This window comes from Cupriavidus sp. PB-02 (assembly GCF_058252315.1).
Genome location: NZ_CM177695.1, coordinates 207,120 through 222,669, shown reverse-complemented (window position 1 = coordinate 222,669; position 15,550 = coordinate 207,120). Strand labels below are relative to the sequence as shown.

The window sequence follows — 15,550 nt, the reverse complement described above, 5'->3', positions numbered from 1 at the left end:
CATATACCAGCGTGGAACTCCGGCACTTGCGTTACTTCCTGGCCGTGGCCGAGCATGGCTCGGTCACCCGCGCCGCCGAGCAGCTCGGCATCCAGCAGCCGCCGCTGTCGCAGCAACTCAAGGCGCTCGAGACCGAACTGGGCGTGTCCCTGTTCGAGCGCCAGCCGCGCGGCGTGGCGCTCACGCCGGCCGGCACCGCCCTGCGCGACGATGCCGAGGACCTGTTCGACCGCATCCACCAGATGCGCGCGCGCATGCAGCGCCTGGCGCGCGGCGACGAGGGTTCGCTGGCAATTGGCTTCACCAGTTCCGCCGCGGCGCACCGCCTCACGCCGGAAGTGCTGCGCGAGTGCCGGCGCCGCTTTCCACGCGTGGCGCTGTCGCTGACCGAATGCAATGCCGCCGAGGCGATCGAGCGCCTGGCCAACGGCACGCTCAGCGCCGCTTTGCTGCGCGCGCCGGTGCAGCATCCGGAAGGCGTGCGCTTCGACCTGCTCCTGGAAGAGGACATGGTGATCGCGCTGCCGCTGGACCATCCGCTGCTGCGCAAGCGCCAGGCCGCAGGCGCGGCCCCGGCGGCGCCAGTGTCGCTGCGCGAGCTGGCCGGCGATCCCTTCATCCTGGTGCGCCGCCCGGGCGCGCCAGGCATGTACCACGACCTGCTGCGGGAATGCGAGGCGCTCGGCTTCACGCCGCGCGTGGGCGCGGAAGTCGAACGCATGCTGACTAACCTGAACCTGGTGGCCGCCGGGGCCGGCGTCAGCGTGGTGCCGGCATCGATGGCGAGCCTGAACCGGCACGGCGTGGCCTACTGCCGCATGCAGGAAGCCGACCGCCTGCGCGCGCCACTGACGTTGGGCTATCGGGAGGATGCTGCGCAAGGCGGCGACCCCGCGCTGGCCGCGCTGGTGGCACTGACGCACCGGCTGGCGGCTCGCCACCGGCGCCGGCCGGCGAAGACGCTGGCCGACGCCTGAGCCGCCGCGCGGTCAATACATCAGGCCCAGTTCGAAACGCGTGCCCGCGGTACCCGCCAGCACGCCACCGTTGGCCGTATAGAATCCGCTCACGCCACCGCTCGCCGCGATCACGCCCGCCACCGGCTGGTTGTAGGCCAGCGTGCCGCCGGCGCCGGCGCGCGTGACGGTGGTGCCCGCCAGGTCCGCATCGGCCAGCACGCCATCCGTGCCCTGCAGGCGATAGGTGCCATCGGCCGAGCCCGCCGGCAGCGTCGCTGGCTGCGGCGTATAGACGCTCATGCCATAGGCGGTCGCGGAACGCGTCAGCACCAGCGGCACCGGCTTGCCGTTGACAATGCCGCTGATCAGCGACCCGGACAGCGTGCCGTCGTTGGCCGCGATGGTGCCGCCGACCAGATAGTCGAAGGCCTGGCGCGCGGCGTTCCACACGATATAGCCCTTGGTTGTCGCGGTGCATGCCGCGTCATAGACGATAAAGCCGCCGGTGGACGGATCCTGGCAGGTCTGCCACGTGGCCGCCGACGAGCGCAGCCGTGCGGCCCCGTTGCGCACCGTGGCAGTGTTGCCCGCCACCGCGTACTGGATGCCGTTGACGTTGTAGATATCGGCCACCGCCTTGTAGTCGGACGAGACGTCCTGGAACGCCAGCAGCGGCGCAAAGCCCGCGCCCGATGCCGGTACCACGCCACCCGTCACCGCGCCGCCACCGCCGAAGGTGAAGCGCGCGCCGTTCTCGTCGCTGGCATAGGTGCAGCCGCCCTGCGCCACCAGCCGCCCGGTTCGTTTCGTGCTGGCCGGACGCTGCAGGCTGGCATCGATCGTCACCGTGTATTGCAGCGTGGCGGGGTCCACCGTCAGGGTCAGTTCTTCACCCAGCGTGTTGCCACCCTTGAACGCCGTCACTACGGCAGGCAGGTTCAGGCACGCTTGCACGGTGCCGGTCTCGCCTTCGCAGGTGTAGTTGATCGCCGCATCCGCGCTGCCGCTGCCCTTGTACTTTGGCCACGACGGGTACTGGCACAGCGGGCGCGTGCGGCCATAGGTCTGCGCATTGGTATCCATCACCGTGCGCGTGCCCGGCGCCGCGCCGAGCTCGACCCAGTTCTCCAGCGCCGTCAGCGAATTCCACGCCGGCAGGAAGCTGCCGGTGCCGTGGCCCATGCCGGGCACCGTGTAGAAGCGGATGCCCTGGTCCACCGCCCCCTGCCCCACCGTGGCCGTCACCGCCTGGAACCACGCGATGGTGGAATTGGGGCTGATGACCTCGTCGGCCAGCCCGTGCAGCAGGATCAGCCGCCCGCCGTGCGCGAGGAAGGCCGAGATATCCGGATTGGTTGCATCGGTCAGCGCGGACACCGCCTGCGCGCGCGCGGCCCAGCTGCCGGGGTTGGCCGGATCGAAGGTCAGCGCGTCGAAGCCCGCATCGCGCGTGACGAAGTACTTCACCCACTGGTCGCCGGTGACGTACATGTTGGCGTCGGCGGTGGTCGCGGGATTGCCCGGCAGCGGCCGCGTGCCGAGATCGCGCGAGGTGAACGGACCGGCCACCAGCGCGCCTTCCAGCAGGTTGTAGCCGCCCGCCACCGTCACGCCATTGGCCAGCGGATAGGTGAGCTGCAGGGGTGCTTCGATGGTCTTGACCGTGGCGATCTGCGCATCCGACAGGCAGGTGTCGCCGGCGTCCGTGCCGCCCGCACAGCGCAGGCTGGCCAGCACCTGCTGCGCGCCGGCCCGGCAGCCTTCCACATTGCTGACGATCTTGTCGGCCACGCCGTCGAGCCGGTCGCATGCCGCCATCGCGGCATCCTGCACCAGCAGTGTCTTGTTCAGGTTGAGCCACCCCGCGCCGTTGTTCAGGTAGAGCGTGCGTCCCACCGCCACGTTGGAGAGCCGCGTTCCGGTGTAGTTGAGCGCCGGCTCGTTGGCGATCACGCCGTCGTAGTCCGCCGGCCAGCGCTGGATGTAGGTCAGCGCATCGCGCCCGCCGGTAGACGTGCCGAGGAAGTACGCGCGCTGTGGCGCCTTGCCGTAGCGCGCCTGGATCAGCGCCAGCGCCACGTCATGGGTTTTCTTCAGCGTGTCGCCGCCGTAGTTGCGCAGCGCTTCATCGTTGGTGGCAAAGCGCCCGTCGGTGATGCTGCTGCTCTGGTGGCCGGAATCGTCGCCCCAGGTGGCATAGCCGCGCGCCAGCGGCGCGGGATCGTCGGGCATGGCAAAGCGCACGGTCTCGGTGCCGTCGATCAGCTTGCCGTCAAACCCGCCGCCGCCGAACTGGATGCCCTTGTTGTTCCACTGCGTCGGCAGGTTCACCGCAAACAGGATCGACGGCGCCGCCGGGTCGACCGGCGCGATCGCACCGCGCACCTGGCAATACTCGCCCGGCGTATTGCCCGGCGCCGCCGCGGCGATCAGCTTAGCGCCGGTCACGGTGGCGCCGCCCGAGGCCAGCGCGAGTTGCGCGGCCGGGATGGTCATGCCGTTCAGCGCGTTGCACGCGTCCAGCGCCGACAGTGCCGGTGGGTTGCCGCCACTGCTGCCGCCAGCATCGCCGCCATCCTGCGTACCGTTGGACGCGCCGGGGTCTTGCGCCAACGGCGCGTCATCGCCCCCGCCGCAGCCCGCGGACAGCATCACCGCGATCAGGACGGCAGCGAACAGCCGCGGCCCGGTGCGGGCGCGGCGCGAGTCTTGTATTGCCATGCTTGTCTCCTCCGTATGCATTCGCGTCGTGCCATGTGGCCGGGAATGCTGGAGCGAGACGGTATCACCGGGGTCTGCGCGCGTAAAATATATGCTTCACGGCTTATTCATACTTTATAAATATTGATTAAGGCCGTGCAAATCCTTGCAACCCGCATCGGAAGGGATTGCAATCGGAAAGCGATACAAGCCACCCTGATGCCGGGAACGAAGGTTGCAGCGATGCTGCAAGCCACTACCCAGCGCAAGCAAAAGGACGTTCTATGTACATGGTCTACTGGTCCGAGGCCCACGGCGCCGGGCTCAGTCCCCACGCGCAGTCATTCCCCAGCGACGCGATGCGCGAGGCGCTGCACTTTACGGAAGCGCTGCGCCAGCGCCAGCATGCGGGCGAGCCGGTGAGCTTTGTCACGCTGTGCTCGGAGAATCCCAACTCGGTGGGTTGGCCCGGCGTGGCCGACCCACCGCCGGATTACGAGTGGAGGAAAAGGCGGCCTTGAGCCAGCGGTTGGGCGTCATGCGCGCGCTGGCACTGCGGCAGGCCGCAGCGCGGCGCGCTACCCTGGCTTGCGCGTGCCCTATGGCGCCCAGTAAGCGCCCACCGGTCAATCACCCGTGGCCGGTCTGGCGCGACGCGATCCGGCGTGTCACGGTCTCGTCGAACCAGCGGTCCATCATCGCCTTCTCGTAGCGCAGCCTGTCTGTGGCATCGTAGATGTTGACGCCTATATTGAAGGTCTGGTCGGCGATACGCTGCTCGCCGCTACCGATCACGGCACCGTCGCTGCCGCGCAGTTCGTAGCGCAGCGTCATGTGCGGCCAGGTGACATCGCGCACGATGCGCACGTTATAGGCCTGGGAACGCCACGGTTCAAAATGTCCGGCCAGGTCGACATCGAGCACTTCAATGCTCAGCGCATAGCCCGGCGGCAGATAGCGTGCCACCAGTTTGTCGAAATGGCGGCGGATATCGTTCATCACCTGCGCTCTTTCCTTGTCGCTGCCGTAGTCGCTGCGGTAGGTGGCGTCGGTGTAAGTCTCCGGATGAACGAAGGTAAGTGTCAGGGTTCCGGCGGGCGGCGCGGCGAGAGCACTCAGGGCACCGAGGACACTAATGGCACTCAGCGCCAAGGGTGCCGCGCAGGCGGCCAGCAGACGGCGGGATCTGGCCATGGCGAACTCCAGGACAAGAGCATTACGCCTCTTGATTGTAGTGCGCCAATGCCCGGCAGGCGGCCGCAGCGGTGTGAGCGGCGCGCGGTATCTTCCGCGCTGCCGCGTTGGCTGGTGCGTTTAGCCGATGATGTTGAACTCGCTGAAGTATTCCTCGTTGAACTCCAGCCCCAGCCCCGGCAGGTTGTCGTCGAGCTGCAGGTAGCCGTTGTCGGGCGCGGGATCGCCCTTGAAGATGTAGTAGAACAGCTCGTTGCCCACCTCGACGTCATGCACCGGGAAGTACTCGGCCATCGGCGACGCGGTCGACGCCATGGTCAGGTGGTAGTTATGCATCTGGCCGGCGTGCGGGATCACGGGCACCGACCAGGCCTCGGCCATGGCGTTGATCTTCTGCGCCGCGGTGATGCCGCCGACGCGGTTGGTGTCGTACTGGATTACGTCCACCGCGCGGCGCTCCAGCAGATCCTTGAAGCCGTGCGAGGTGAACTCATGCTCGCCGCCGGATATCGGGAACGGGCTTGCCTTCTTCAGTTCGACATAGCCTTCGATATCGTCGGCGATCACCGGCTCTTCCAGCCAGCGCGGGTTGAACTCGGCCAGGCGCGGCAGCATGCGGCGCGCGTATTCCAGTGTCCAGCCCATGTAGCACTCCAGCATGATGTCGACGCCGTCGCCCACCAGCTCGCGCAGCAGGCGCACCTGCTCGATGTTCTTCTGCATGCCGGCGGGGCCATCCTTGGGGCCGTAGCCGAAGCGCATCTTCATCGCGGAGAAGCCCTGGTCGAGGTAGCCCTGCGCCTCGGCCAGGAAGGCATCGCGGTCATCGTTGTTGTAGAGCTTGGAGGCGTAGCACCAGATCTTCTCCTTGGTGCGCCCACCCAGCAGCTTGAACACCGGCTTGCCGACGGCCTTGCCCATCAGGTCCCACAGCGCGATATCCACCGCCGAGATCGCCGCCATGCCAATGCCCTTGCGGCCCCAGGCATGGGTGCGGCGGTACATCTTTTGCCACAGGTATTCGTTGTCGAAGGGATCCTGGCCGATCACCACCGGCGCCAGGTACTGGTCGACGATCTCCTTGGCCACGCGCGGGGCAAGCGCGCAGTTGCCGATACCGACCAGGCCTGTGTCGGTCTCGATCTCGACCACCATCCAGCCGTGGAAGCGGAACGAGCCCATGGCGTCGCCGCGTTCGAACAGGATGTCGGTGGCATTGGTGCAGAAATGCGCCTGCGGCGGCACGGTCTTGCCCTTCCATTCGAAGACGCGGGCACGGACGTTGGTGATCTTCATGTTGAGCTCCTGATGGCTTTGCTTTGGCGCGAACGCTCCCCGGCCGCGCCGGGGGCGGTCATGCTGGTTTCGGTGTCGGGTAGACCGCGCCGGCGCGAACCGGCGCGAGCGGGATCGTCAGTCTCTGGCGGCGGCGCGTCGTTGCGCACCCATGCGGCAGGCAATCTGGAAGGCCTGCTGCGTGGCGCCCGGATCGGCGCGGCCCTGCTGCGTGATGTCGAACGCGGTGCCGTGCGCGGGCGTGGCGATCGGCACCGGCAGGCCGCCCTGCACCGTCACGCCGCGCGAGAAGCCCATCAGCTTGATGCCGATCTGGCCCTGGTCGTGGTACATGGTGACGATGGCGTCGAACTGCCGCTGCGCCGGGCCTCCCTGCACCTTCAGGAAGATGGTGTCGGCCGGGAACGGGCCTTGCGCGTTCACACCGCGCTCGCGGGCGGCGGCCACGGCCGGGGCGATCACGTCGATCTCCTCTCGGCCGAAGGCGCCATTGTCGCCGTTGTGCGGATTGAGACCACACACGGCGATACGCGGGCGTTCCATCCCGGCGCGGCGCAGGGCCTGGTCGATCAGGTCGATGGCGGCGCCCACGCTCGGCTGCGTGATCATCGCCGGCACATCCTTGAGCGCGACGTGCGAGGTGACGCGCGAGGTCCACAGGCCGTCGAGCACGTTGAACTCGCAGAAGTTGCCGTGGTAGTCCAGTTGCTCGGCAAACCAGTGCAGCTCGTCGTTATGCGCCATGCCGGCAGCGTGCAGCGAACTCTTGTTGAGCGGCCCGAACAGGATCGCATCGGCCTGGCCCGCCTGCGCCAGCTCCAGCGCCAGTGCCAGCGTGCCCAGGCTGTAGCACCCGCCTTCGGCGGTGGCCACGCCGCGCTGGAACGCCGGCTTCTCCGGCAATTGCCATTGGTACAGGCGCGGCGCGCCTTCGGCAAACGCGGCCACATCGGTCTCCTCAAGGGAGAGTTCGACGCCGGCCACCTGCATGCCGCGGCGCCATTCGTCGCGATCGGCGATCAGCAGGATGTCGGCCTGCTCGCAGGTGGCGGGATCGGCCAGCAGCCTGGCGATCAGTTCGGGGCCGATGCCGGCGGGGTCGCCCAGCACCATGGCAATTCGTGGACGGAGATTCATGAGTCTTCCGGGAAATAGACCTTAATCGAGCTTGACGCCCAGTTCGGCAATCAGCTTGCCATAGCGCGCATACTCGGCGCGCGAGAACGCGTCGAACTGCCCCGCGGTGAGCGCGCCGGGCACGGCACCGACATCGGCCAGGCGGCGCACAGTGTCAGGATCCTTGATGACATTGGTCAGCGCGGTGCCCAGTTTTTGCAGCGTGGCGGGCGGCGTACCGGCCGGCGCATAGACGCCGTACCAGGCGCTCATCTGGATGCCGGGCACACCGGCTTCGGCCAGCGTGGGCACATTGGGCAGCTGCGCCGAGCGCTTGTCCGCGGTCACCGCCAGCGCGCGCAGCTTGCCGGCCTTGATATGGCTGATGACCGACGGCATGGTCTCGAAACTCATGTCCACCTGGCCGCCCATCAGGTCGACCAGCGCGCTGCTGCTGCTCTTGTACGGCACGTGCAGCAGCTTGCCCTGGATCTGCCGCGCAAACGCCGCGCCAGCCAGATGCTGGGTGCTGCCGACGCCCGACGAGCTGTAGCGGAACTTGTCCGGGCTGGCTTGGATCTGCGCCACCAGCGCCTTGACGTCGCGCGCCGACACCTGGTTGTTGACCACCAGCACATTGGGCACCGTCGACACCAGCGCCACCGGCGCCAGGTCCTTTAGCGGATCGAACTGCAGCTTGAGCAGGTGCGGCGCGATCGCCTGCGAGGTCACCACGCCCATCAGCAGCGTGTTGCCGTCCGGGGCGGCCTTGGCGGTGATGTCGGCGGCGATGGTGTTGGATGCGCCGGGGCGGTTGTCCACTACGACGGGCTGCTTCAACTGTGCGGCAAGCTTGTCGGAGACGATGCGCGCCATCACGTCGGTGCCGCCGCCCGGCGCTGCGCCCACCAGCAGCCGCACCGGCCGGGTGTCCTGCGCCAACGCACTGGTCGTCACTGCAGCTGCCACCGTAGCCATGCCGGCAAGCGCGCCGGCGATCCATGTCTTCATCGCTGTCTCCATTTTGCTGTCCGCCTCTGTGGTGCGGATGGGCAGACTATATGGGCATCAGCGATTCGCTACTACTGAGCATTTTTGAACTGGCGATCACCTGGCGTTATACCTCAGGCGCGGCATTCACTGACGTGCGCGGCACTGCCTTCAGGATAGCCACCAGTTGCCGCGCCGAGGCGGACAAGGCGCCGCCGCGCCGCGTGACAATGCCGAAGGTCTCTTGCCGCGACTGCAGCCGCACCGGCAGGATGCGCAGCATCTTCTGGCGCACGAACAACGCCGCCACGCCGGTCGGCAGCAGCGACACCAGGCCGGGGTCGCGCTGCAGCATGGTCACGGTCACGAAGGCCGATGAGGTCGAGATCGCATTGGCGGGGAAGCCGACGCCGACCAGGTCGAGTTCGCGCTGCAGCAGCGCATGCATTGGCATATGGCCGGCATAGGTGATCCAGCGATAACCCGCCAGGTCGGCAAACCCCATCGATCGCGCACGCGGCGCGGGATGCGAATGGCCCACCACGACCGCGACCTGCTCATCGCCGAGCGGGTGGTAGTGGTACTTGGCCGGTTCGTCGCTGACCAGCGAGCGGCCGATCACCAGGTCCACGTGCCCGTCGTCGAGCAGCCCGAGCAGGCGCAGGCTGGTGTCCTCGATGATGTCCAGCGACAGGTCCGGCTGCGCCTGCCGCAGTTGTTCGAGCGCCGGCACCAGCACCTCGGGCACGGCGCCCATGATCACGCCGATGGCCACGCGCCCGCCGCTGCCGGCGCGGATGCCGGCCACCTCCTCGCACATCGCGCCCAGGTCCGCCACGAGTTGCCGGGCATGCCGGATCACGCAATGGCCGAAGGCGTTTGGGCGCATGCCGCGCCTGGAGCGCTCGAACAATGGCGCTTCCAGCATGCCTTCCAGCTCCTGCAGTGACTTGCTCGCCGCCGACTGGGTCATCGCCATCGCCGCGGCCGCCTGGTGCAGCGACTGGTGTTCGTCCAGCGCAAGCAGCAATTGCAGTTGCTTCATGCGAAGGCGGCCGGTCAGGGTGTCGAGGGTGGATTTCATGGCGGAGATGGTGATTCCTAAAAGCGATCACCAGATGGAAAGGTTTCAATATACAGCCCTCCGGCACGGCCCGTATATTGGCCCGGCGCATTCCGACCCAACACAGCGCCGCGGCCAGGCCGCCGGCACGCAAGGAGGAGACCATGACCCAATCCGCATCCCGCCCGGTGTATCGCGGCGTATTCCCGGTGGCACCGACCATCTTCGACGAACAAGGCGGCCTCGATCTCGACGGCCAGCGCCGCTGCATCGACTTCATGATCGATGCCGGCTCGCACGGCATCTGCATCCTCGCCAACTTCTCCGAGCAGTTCGTGCTGACCGACGACGAGCGCAACGTGCTGATGAAGACCGTGCTGGAGCACGTGGACGGCCGCGTGCCGGTGATCGTCACCACCACGCATTTCAGTTCGCGCATCTGCGCCGAGCGCAGCCGCGCCGCGCAGGACGCCGGCGCCGCCATGGTGATGGTGATGCCGCCCTATCACGGCGCCACCATCCGCGTGCCCGAGCGCGGCATCTACGATTTCTTCGCCACGGTCTCGGATGCCATCGACATCCCGATCATGATCCAGGATGCGCCGGTCAGCGGCACCACACTGAGCGCACCGTTGCTGGCGCGCATGGCGCGCGACCTCGCCAACGTCTCGTACTTCAAGATCGAAGTGCCGCAGGCCGCGGCCAAGCTGCGCGAGCTGATCGAACTGGGCGGCGACGCCATCGTCGGCCCGTGGGACGGTGAAGAAGCCATCACGCTGATGGCGGACCTGGAAGCGGGCGCCACTGGTGCGATGACCGGCGCGGGCTTCCCGGACGGCATCCGCAAGATCCTGGATGCATGGCAAGCCGGCGATGCCGAACTGGCCGCGCAGCACTACCAGCAATGGTTGCCGCTGATCAACTACGAGAACCGGCAAGGGTGGCTCGCGACCAGCAAGGTGCTGATGAAGGAAGGCGGCGTGATTGCGTCGGACGCGGTGCGCCATCCGCTGCAGCCGATGCATCCGGCCACGCGCGAAGGGCTGCTGAAGATCGCGCGCCGGCTGGATCCGCTGGTGCTGCGCTGGGCGCGCTGAGCGGTCAAGCATCCCACATCTCAAGGACAAGGCATGAATATCTCAGGGGAACTGCTGATCGGCCGCCAGGCAGTACATGGCGGCGCAGGCACCATCCACGCCATCGACGCCGCCACCGGCGCCACGCTCGAACCGGCCTTCGGCGGCGCCACGCCGGAACAGCTCGACCAGGCCTGCGCACTGGCCTGGCAAGCGTTCGACACCTATCGCGAAATCTCACCCGAGCGGCGCGCCGATTTCCTCGAAGCGATCGCCGCCAATATCCTGGCGCTGGGCGATGCGCTGGTCGAGCGCTGCGTCAGTGAGAGCGGCCTGCCGCGCGCACGCATCGAAGGCGAACGCGGCCGCACCGTGGGCCAGCTGCGCCTGTTTGCCAGCATGCTGCGCCAGGGCGATTTCCTCGAGCTGCGCGTCGACCCGGCCCAGCCCGAGCGCAAGCCGCTGCCGCGCCCCGACCTGCGCCTGCGCCATATCCCGCTGGGCCCGGTGGCGGTGTTCGGCGCCAGCAACTTCCCGCTGGCGTTCTCGGTCGCCGGCGGCGACACCGCGTCTGCACTGGCCGCGGGCTGCCCCGTCATTGTCAAGGCGCATCCGGCGCACCCCGGCACTTCGGAACTGGTCGGCCGCGCCATCCAGCAAGCCGTGCAGGCGCTGGACCTGCCCGAGGGCACCTTCTCGCTGCTGTTCGATGCCGGGCTCGCCGTCGGCCAAGGGCTGGTGGCGGACCGGCGCATCAAGGCGGTCGGCTTTACCGGTTCCCGCGCCGGCGGCATGGCGCTGATGGCGATCGCCGCCGCACGCGCGGAGCCGATCCCGGTCTTTGCCGAGATGAGCAGCATCAACCCGGTGCTGCTGTTCCCCCACGCGCTGGCGCATCGCGCCACCGCCATCGGCGAGGCCTTTGCCGGCTCGCTGACGCTGGGCGCCGGACAGTTCTGCACCAACCCCGGCATGGTCCTTGCCGTGGCCGGCGAAGGCCTGGACCGCTTCATGGAGTCCGCGGCGGCAAGCCTGGTTCGCATCGGCGCGCAAAGCATGCTCACCCCCGGCATCCTGCGCGCCTACTGCAACGGCGTCGGCACGCTGGCGCAGCACCCGCGCGTGCAGGCCGTGGCGCGCGGGCAAGCCGGCAACGACTTGCAGGGCCAGGCGGCCTTGTTCTGCACCGATGCCGAGGCCTTCCTGGCAGACGAAACGCTGCGCCACGAGGTTTTCGGGGCATCGTCGCTGGTGGTGCGCTGTCGCGACCTGGCGGAGATTCGACGCGTGGTCGAGTCGCTGGAAGGCCAGCTCACCGCGGCGCTGCATCTCGATGCCGGCGACCATGACGCGGCGCGCACGCTGCTGCCGTCGCTGGAACGCCTGGCGGGCCGGATCCTGCTCAATGGCTTCGGCACGGGCGTGGAAGTGGGCCATGCGATGGTGCACGGCGGCCCGTGGCCTGCCACGTCTGACGGCCGCACCACCTCGGTGGGCAGCCTGGCGATCGCGCGCTTCGTGCGCCCGATCAGCTACCAGGACATGCCGGAAGAGCTGCTGCCGCCCTCGCTGCGCCCAGACAGCCCCCAGCGCCACACCTGGCGCCTGGACGGCAAGCTGCAAGGCCAGGCGGACTGAGGCCTACTTCGACAGCGCCCGCAACGTATCGATCAGCAGGCTCATCGATGCGGTCGGCGGGCGCCCGCGCCGCGTCACGATGCCGTAGGGCCCGAGCTTGCGCGGCAGGGGCAGCGGCAGCACGGCCAGCGCGCCAAGGCGGCCATAAAACGCGGCCACCGATTCCGGCAGCACCGCAATCAGTTCGCTGTCGGCCAGCAGCGAGGTGGTCATCAGCACCGCCGCGGTCTCGATGGTCGACGGCGGCGCCGGCACGCCCGCATCCTCGAACGAGCGGTCGATCAGCGCGCGCATCGGGCTCGGGCGCGGCTGCATGATCCACGGGTAGCCGGTCAGTTCCTCGAACGACAGCTTGCGGCGCCGCGCCAGCGGATGCTGCAGTCCCACCACGATGGCCAGGCCCTCGTCTCCGAGCTGCTCGAACTCCAACCCGCTGCTATCCCAGCCATCCGGCACGCGGCCCAGCACGATGTCGAGCTGGTCGCGCTCCAGCAGCGGCACCAGCAGGTCGCTGGTTTCTACCTGTACCGCCACTTCCAGCCGCGGATGATCGCGATTGAGCTGGCGGATCACATCGGCCAGCAGTCCCGGCGCAGGCGCCATCACCGCCCCGACTCGCACACGACCGATCTTGCCGGACTCCAGCGCCACCAGCTCGTCGCGCAGCCCGCCCATGTCGGCAAATACCAGCCGCGCGTAGCGCGTGGCCGCCAGCCCGAAACGCGTCGCCCGCAGCCCGCGCGCGTGGCGCTCGAACAGTGGCACGCCGAGCAGCTCCTCCATGTCCTGCAGCATCTTGCTGACGGCAGGCTGCGTCAGCGTCAGCGCCTCGGCGGCCTGGCGCAGCGAGCCGCGCTCCTCGACCGCCAGCAGCAGGCGCAGGTGCTGCATCTTCAGGCGGCCGTGGAGGGTACTGACGGGTGGGATCATGGGCGGGATGAAGCGTAGATAAGCGGGAAGGCAGGCTTTCGCCCGCGATCACAAATTCTTATCGCTTCGCCCCGGATGGTCAAGGCGGAGATATCACTGTCAGGCCGTCGGCGCCCGGCACCGGATTACTGCTTGGGCGAATCCACCGAGACTTTCGATGGGGTGATGTCCCCGACATCCTCCCACGCCTTCGTGTCGAAACCGAATTTGGCGACGGCGCAGGTAGGCATGTCGGTGATTTCGTCCGACAAGCGATGCGCGAAGTCAGTGAACTCGGGGTTGTGACCGAACAGCATCACGCAATCGAGCTTCTTGTCGAGCGCACGAACGACGGCCAGCAGCGCCTCCGCGCTGGTGGCATACAGCCGGTCATCGAGCGCGATGTCCTTGCGTGCATAGCCGAGCTCGTCGGCGATCAGTTGCGCTGTCGTCAACGCACGCAGGGCCGGACTCGACAGGAGCAGGTCGGGCTTCAGCTTGCGCTCGGCCAGGCGCTTGCCCATTTCCGGGGCGTCGTGCCGGCCCCGGTCATTCAGGGGGCGCTCACGGTCGGGCAAGGAGGGATCATCTTTACTTGACTTGGCATGCCGGACGAGAAACAAAGTCTTCATAGTCCCTCCTGATCCATCGGGATTGTTGTCGATTCCGCGCATCAGCAGACCGGCAGACTGCGGCTGGCCGCGCCGCTACGTCCGCCCTATAGTGGACTTGGGTGGGGCCAATTGCAACGCGATGAACGGCAAAGCGCCCATCTCTCGGAGGGAAGCGCCATGCGGAGCCATTCAGATGCCATCGAGGTTGTGATCCGCGCCGGCGGCGTGGACCTGCAAGGCATCCTCACCTTGCCCCCGGGCGCCAGCGCATTGGTATTGTTTGCGCACGGCACGGGGAGTTCCCGGCATAGTCCGCGCAATCGCTACGTGGCCGCCGAACTTAATCGCTGCGGCATGGGAACGCTGCTGATGGACCTGCTCCTGCCGGAGGAAGACCAGGTGCAGGCCATCCGCTTCGACGTCGAGCTCCTCGCTGCACGGCTCGCACACGCGACAAACTGGGTGGCGCAGCAGCAAGCCATGCCACGGCGGTTTGGCTACTTCGGCGCCAGCGTTGGTGGCGCCGCGTCGATCCGTGCCGCGTACCAGTCGCCAATCCCGATACACGCCATCGTTTCGCGCGGGGGCCGGGTCGACCTGGCGGGTCCGGACGCCCTTGCGAAACTGCTTGTGCCCACCATGCTGATCATCGGCGGGCTGGATGCGAGCGTCCTGGAACGCAATGAGTCGGCCTTTGCCCAGCTGACCTGCACGAAGAAACTGGTGATCGTGCCCGGCGCCTCCCATTTGTTCGAGGAGCCCGGCGCACTGGAGTCAGTTGCCCGCCTTGCGGCGCAGTGGTTCGAGAGATATCTCTGCCAAGCCTCGCCCTGACCAGGGCTGCCAATCTGCTCCTTTCGTCGACGGTACAATGCCCGGGCCCGGCCTGACGGCCAACCGGGCACTGGCACTTTCGCAAACCTCTCAGGGAACAGGACACCATCCATGCGCGACCCCAGCCGGGCGTTCCTCCTCGGTCCGCTGCTCAAAGGCGTCTCGCGTTCGTTCTACCTCACGCTGCGCGTGCTGCCCGCCCGGATGCGCGATCCGGTCGGCCTGGCCTATCTGCTGGCGCGTGCCGCGGACACGATTGCCGATACCTCGCTGATCCCGCCGGAAAGGCGGCTGGCGTTGCTCCTGTCGTTGCGCGACCAGGTCAACGGCGCGACAGACGGCGGCGAGCTGGTCCGGCGCATCGCAGGGGAGGTCGCTGGCCAGCAACAACAGTCGGATGAGCGCATCCTGCTCGAGTCGCTAGGTCCCGCGCTGGCGGTGCTGGCGCAGCTGGCCCCGGACGACCGGGAGGCGGTACGGCAGATCGTGTCGACCCTGACCGAAGGCATGGAATTCGACCTGCGCACGTTCCCCGATGAATGCGCGGGCCGCCTCGTCGCGCTGCGCGAACCGGAAGAGCTTGACCGTTACACCTACCTGGTCGCCGGCTGCGTGGGCGAATTCTGGACCAGCATGACTGCCTCCCACATGCCCGGCGCGATCGGCGGCGAGCCCGGCACCATGCTGCGCCGCGGCGTTCGCTTCGGCAAGGCACTGCAGATGACCAATGTCCTGCGCGACTGCGGCAAGGACCTGCGGATCGGCCGCTGCTACCTGCCGGCCACGATGCTGCATCGGCATGGCCTGAGTCCGCAGGAGCTGCTGCTCCCGGACGCCTCGACGCGCGCGCGGGCCATGATGCTCGAACTCGTGCGCAAGACGCTGGACCACTTTCGCGAGGCCATGGCCTACACGCTTGCCATTCCCCCGCGCTTTATCCGGCTGCGGCTGGCTTGCCTGTGGCCCGTCCTGATCGGCATGGAGACCCTGCTGCTGCTGGTGCGCAACGACGACTGGCTGGACCCGGCAAAGGCGTCCAGGCTGCAGCGCGGCAAGGTGTATCGCATCCTGGCGTATTCGCTGCCAATGGTCCTGTCGAACAGCCTGTTGCGCATCTGGTTTGCGCGCCAGATGCGCAACATCGATGCTGTCATTGGCTGA

The 15,550-nt window shown here is 67.7% G+C and carries 14 protein-coding genes; 6 read left to right on the top strand and 8 right to left on the bottom strand.

Annotation, left to right across the window (positions count from 1 at the left end; translation table 11 throughout):
- Positions 1-11: 11 nt before the first annotated feature.
- Positions 12-977: a LysR family transcriptional regulator gene (locus AC10V3_RS21695; RefSeq protein WP_454752629.1), complete on the top strand. Its 966-nt coding sequence runs from the start codon at positions 12-14 to the stop codon at positions 975-977.
- Positions 978-989: 12 nt separating this feature from the next.
- Here AC10V3_RS21695 and AC10V3_RS21690 read toward each other — a convergent pair whose 3' ends face one another.
- Positions 990-3,680, bottom strand: coding sequence for a tannase/feruloyl esterase family alpha/beta hydrolase (locus AC10V3_RS21690; protein WP_022537437.1), 2,691 nt, complete (start codon positions 3,678-3,680; stop codon positions 990-992).
- A 263-nt stretch (positions 3,681-3,943) separates the two neighbouring features.
- Between AC10V3_RS21690 and AC10V3_RS21685 the strand changes: the two genes are divergently transcribed.
- Complete coding sequence (locus tag AC10V3_RS21685; RefSeq protein WP_022537436.1) at positions 3,944-4,180, top strand: hypothetical protein; 237 nt, start codon at positions 3,944-3,946, stop codon at positions 4,178-4,180.
- Positions 4,181-4,289: 109 nt separating this feature from the next.
- On the opposite strand, the gene AC10V3_RS21680 is transcribed toward AC10V3_RS21685, so the two are convergent.
- From AC10V3_RS21680 to AC10V3_RS21660, 5 genes are all read right to left on the bottom strand, one after another.
- Entirely contained in the window at positions 4,290-4,853 is a 564-nt protein-coding gene (locus AC10V3_RS21680; RefSeq protein ID WP_022537435.1) for a DUF3016 domain-containing protein, read from the bottom strand.
- A 120-nt stretch (positions 4,854-4,973) separates the two neighbouring features.
- On the bottom strand, positions 4,974-6,149 hold the full coding sequence (locus tag AC10V3_RS21675; protein WP_022537434.1) for an L-rhamnonate dehydratase: 1,176 nt from the start codon (positions 6,147-6,149) through the stop codon (positions 4,974-4,976).
- A gap of 117 nt (positions 6,150-6,266) precedes the next feature.
- Positions 6,267-7,286 carry a 4-hydroxythreonine-4-phosphate dehydrogenase PdxA gene (locus AC10V3_RS21670; protein ID WP_022537433.1) on the bottom strand — a complete coding sequence of 340 codons (1,020 nt, stop codon included), beginning with the start codon at positions 7,284-7,286 and terminating at the stop codon, positions 6,267-6,269.
- 21 nt (positions 7,287-7,307) lie between these two features.
- Positions 7,308-8,276 carry a Bug family tripartite tricarboxylate transporter substrate binding protein gene (locus AC10V3_RS21665; protein ID WP_022537432.1) on the bottom strand — a complete coding sequence of 323 codons (969 nt, stop codon included), beginning with the start codon at positions 8,274-8,276 and terminating at the stop codon, positions 7,308-7,310.
- Between the two features lie 106 nt (positions 8,277-8,382).
- Positions 8,383-9,339, bottom strand: a complete 957-nt coding sequence (locus AC10V3_RS21660; protein ID WP_490924010.1) for a LysR family transcriptional regulator — start codon at positions 9,337-9,339, stop codon at positions 8,383-8,385.
- Between the two features lie 143 nt (positions 9,340-9,482).
- On the opposite strand from AC10V3_RS21660, the gene AC10V3_RS21655 reads away from it, so the two are divergent.
- Positions 9,483-10,415 carry a dihydrodipicolinate synthase family protein gene (locus tag AC10V3_RS21655; protein WP_022537430.1) on the top strand — a complete coding sequence of 311 codons (933 nt, stop codon included), beginning with the start codon at positions 9,483-9,485 and terminating at the stop codon, positions 10,413-10,415.
- A gap of 33 nt (positions 10,416-10,448) precedes the next feature.
- A complete protein-coding gene (locus AC10V3_RS21650) occupies positions 10,449-12,032 on the top strand; it encodes an aldehyde dehydrogenase (NADP(+)) (protein WP_490924009.1) in 1,584 nt (527 codons plus the stop codon).
- A 3-nt stretch (positions 12,033-12,035) separates the two neighbouring features.
- Here the strand turns inward: AC10V3_RS21650 and AC10V3_RS21645 are convergent, their stop codons facing one another.
- A complete protein-coding gene (locus AC10V3_RS21645; protein ID WP_022537428.1) occupies positions 12,036-12,962 on the bottom strand; it encodes a LysR family transcriptional regulator in 927 nt (308 codons plus the stop codon).
- A gap of 125 nt (positions 12,963-13,087) precedes the next feature.
- The gene (locus tag AC10V3_RS21640) at positions 13,088-13,573 is read right to left on the bottom strand and encodes a SixA phosphatase family protein (RefSeq protein WP_022537427.1); all 486 of its coding nucleotides are present in this window, start codon (positions 13,571-13,573) and stop codon (positions 13,088-13,090) included.
- A 159-nt stretch (positions 13,574-13,732) separates the two neighbouring features.
- On the opposite strand from AC10V3_RS21640, the gene AC10V3_RS21635 reads away from it, so the two are divergent.
- Together AC10V3_RS21635 and AC10V3_RS21630 are read left to right on the top strand one after the other, a co-directional pair.
- Positions 13,733-14,389 carry a dienelactone hydrolase family protein gene (locus tag AC10V3_RS21635; RefSeq protein WP_022537426.1) on the top strand — a complete coding sequence of 219 codons (657 nt, stop codon included), beginning with the start codon at positions 13,733-13,735 and terminating at the stop codon, positions 14,387-14,389.
- Between the two features lie 111 nt (positions 14,390-14,500).
- The gene (locus AC10V3_RS21630) at positions 14,501-15,550 is read left to right on the top strand and encodes a phytoene/squalene synthase family protein (RefSeq protein ID WP_022537425.1); all 1,050 of its coding nucleotides are present in this window, start codon (positions 14,501-14,503) and stop codon (positions 15,548-15,550) included.

Coding starts and splice junctions, on each gene's coding strand:
- AC10V3_RS21645 (WP_022537428.1), bottom strand. CDS start 12,962: ATGATCCCACCCGTCAGTACCCTCCACGGCCGCCTGAAGATGCAGCAC.
- AC10V3_RS21670 (WP_022537433.1), bottom strand. CDS start 7,286: ATGAATCTCCGTCCACGAATTGCCATGGTGCTGGGCGACCCCGCCGGC.
- AC10V3_RS21690 (WP_022537437.1), bottom strand. CDS start 3,680: ATGGCAATACAAGACTCGCGCCGCGCCCGCACCGGGCCGCGGCTGTTC.
- AC10V3_RS21655 (WP_022537430.1), top strand. CDS start 9,483: ATGACCCAATCCGCATCCCGCCCGGTGTATCGCGGCGTATTCCCGGTG.
- AC10V3_RS21630 (WP_022537425.1), top strand. CDS start 14,501: ATGCGCGACCCCAGCCGGGCGTTCCTCCTCGGTCCGCTGCTCAAAGGC.
- AC10V3_RS21650 (WP_490924009.1), top strand. CDS start 10,449: ATGAATATCTCAGGGGAACTGCTGATCGGCCGCCAGGCAGTACATGGC.
- AC10V3_RS21640 (WP_022537427.1), bottom strand. CDS start 13,573: ATGAAGACTTTGTTTCTCGTCCGGCATGCCAAGTCAAGTAAAGATGAT.
- AC10V3_RS21680 (WP_022537435.1), bottom strand. CDS start 4,853: ATGGCCAGATCCCGCCGTCTGCTGGCCGCCTGCGCGGCACCCTTGGCG.
- AC10V3_RS21685 (WP_022537436.1), top strand. CDS start 3,944: ATGTACATGGTCTACTGGTCCGAGGCCCACGGCGCCGGGCTCAGTCCC.
- AC10V3_RS21635 (WP_022537426.1), top strand. CDS start 13,733: ATGCGGAGCCATTCAGATGCCATCGAGGTTGTGATCCGCGCCGGCGGC.
- AC10V3_RS21660 (WP_490924010.1), bottom strand. CDS start 9,339: ATGAAATCCACCCTCGACACCCTGACCGGCCGCCTTCGCATGAAGCAA.
- AC10V3_RS21665 (WP_022537432.1), bottom strand. CDS start 8,276: ATGAAGACATGGATCGCCGGCGCGCTTGCCGGCATGGCTACGGTGGCA.
- AC10V3_RS21675 (WP_022537434.1), bottom strand. CDS start 6,149: ATGAAGATCACCAACGTCCGTGCCCGCGTCTTCGAATGGAAGGGCAAG.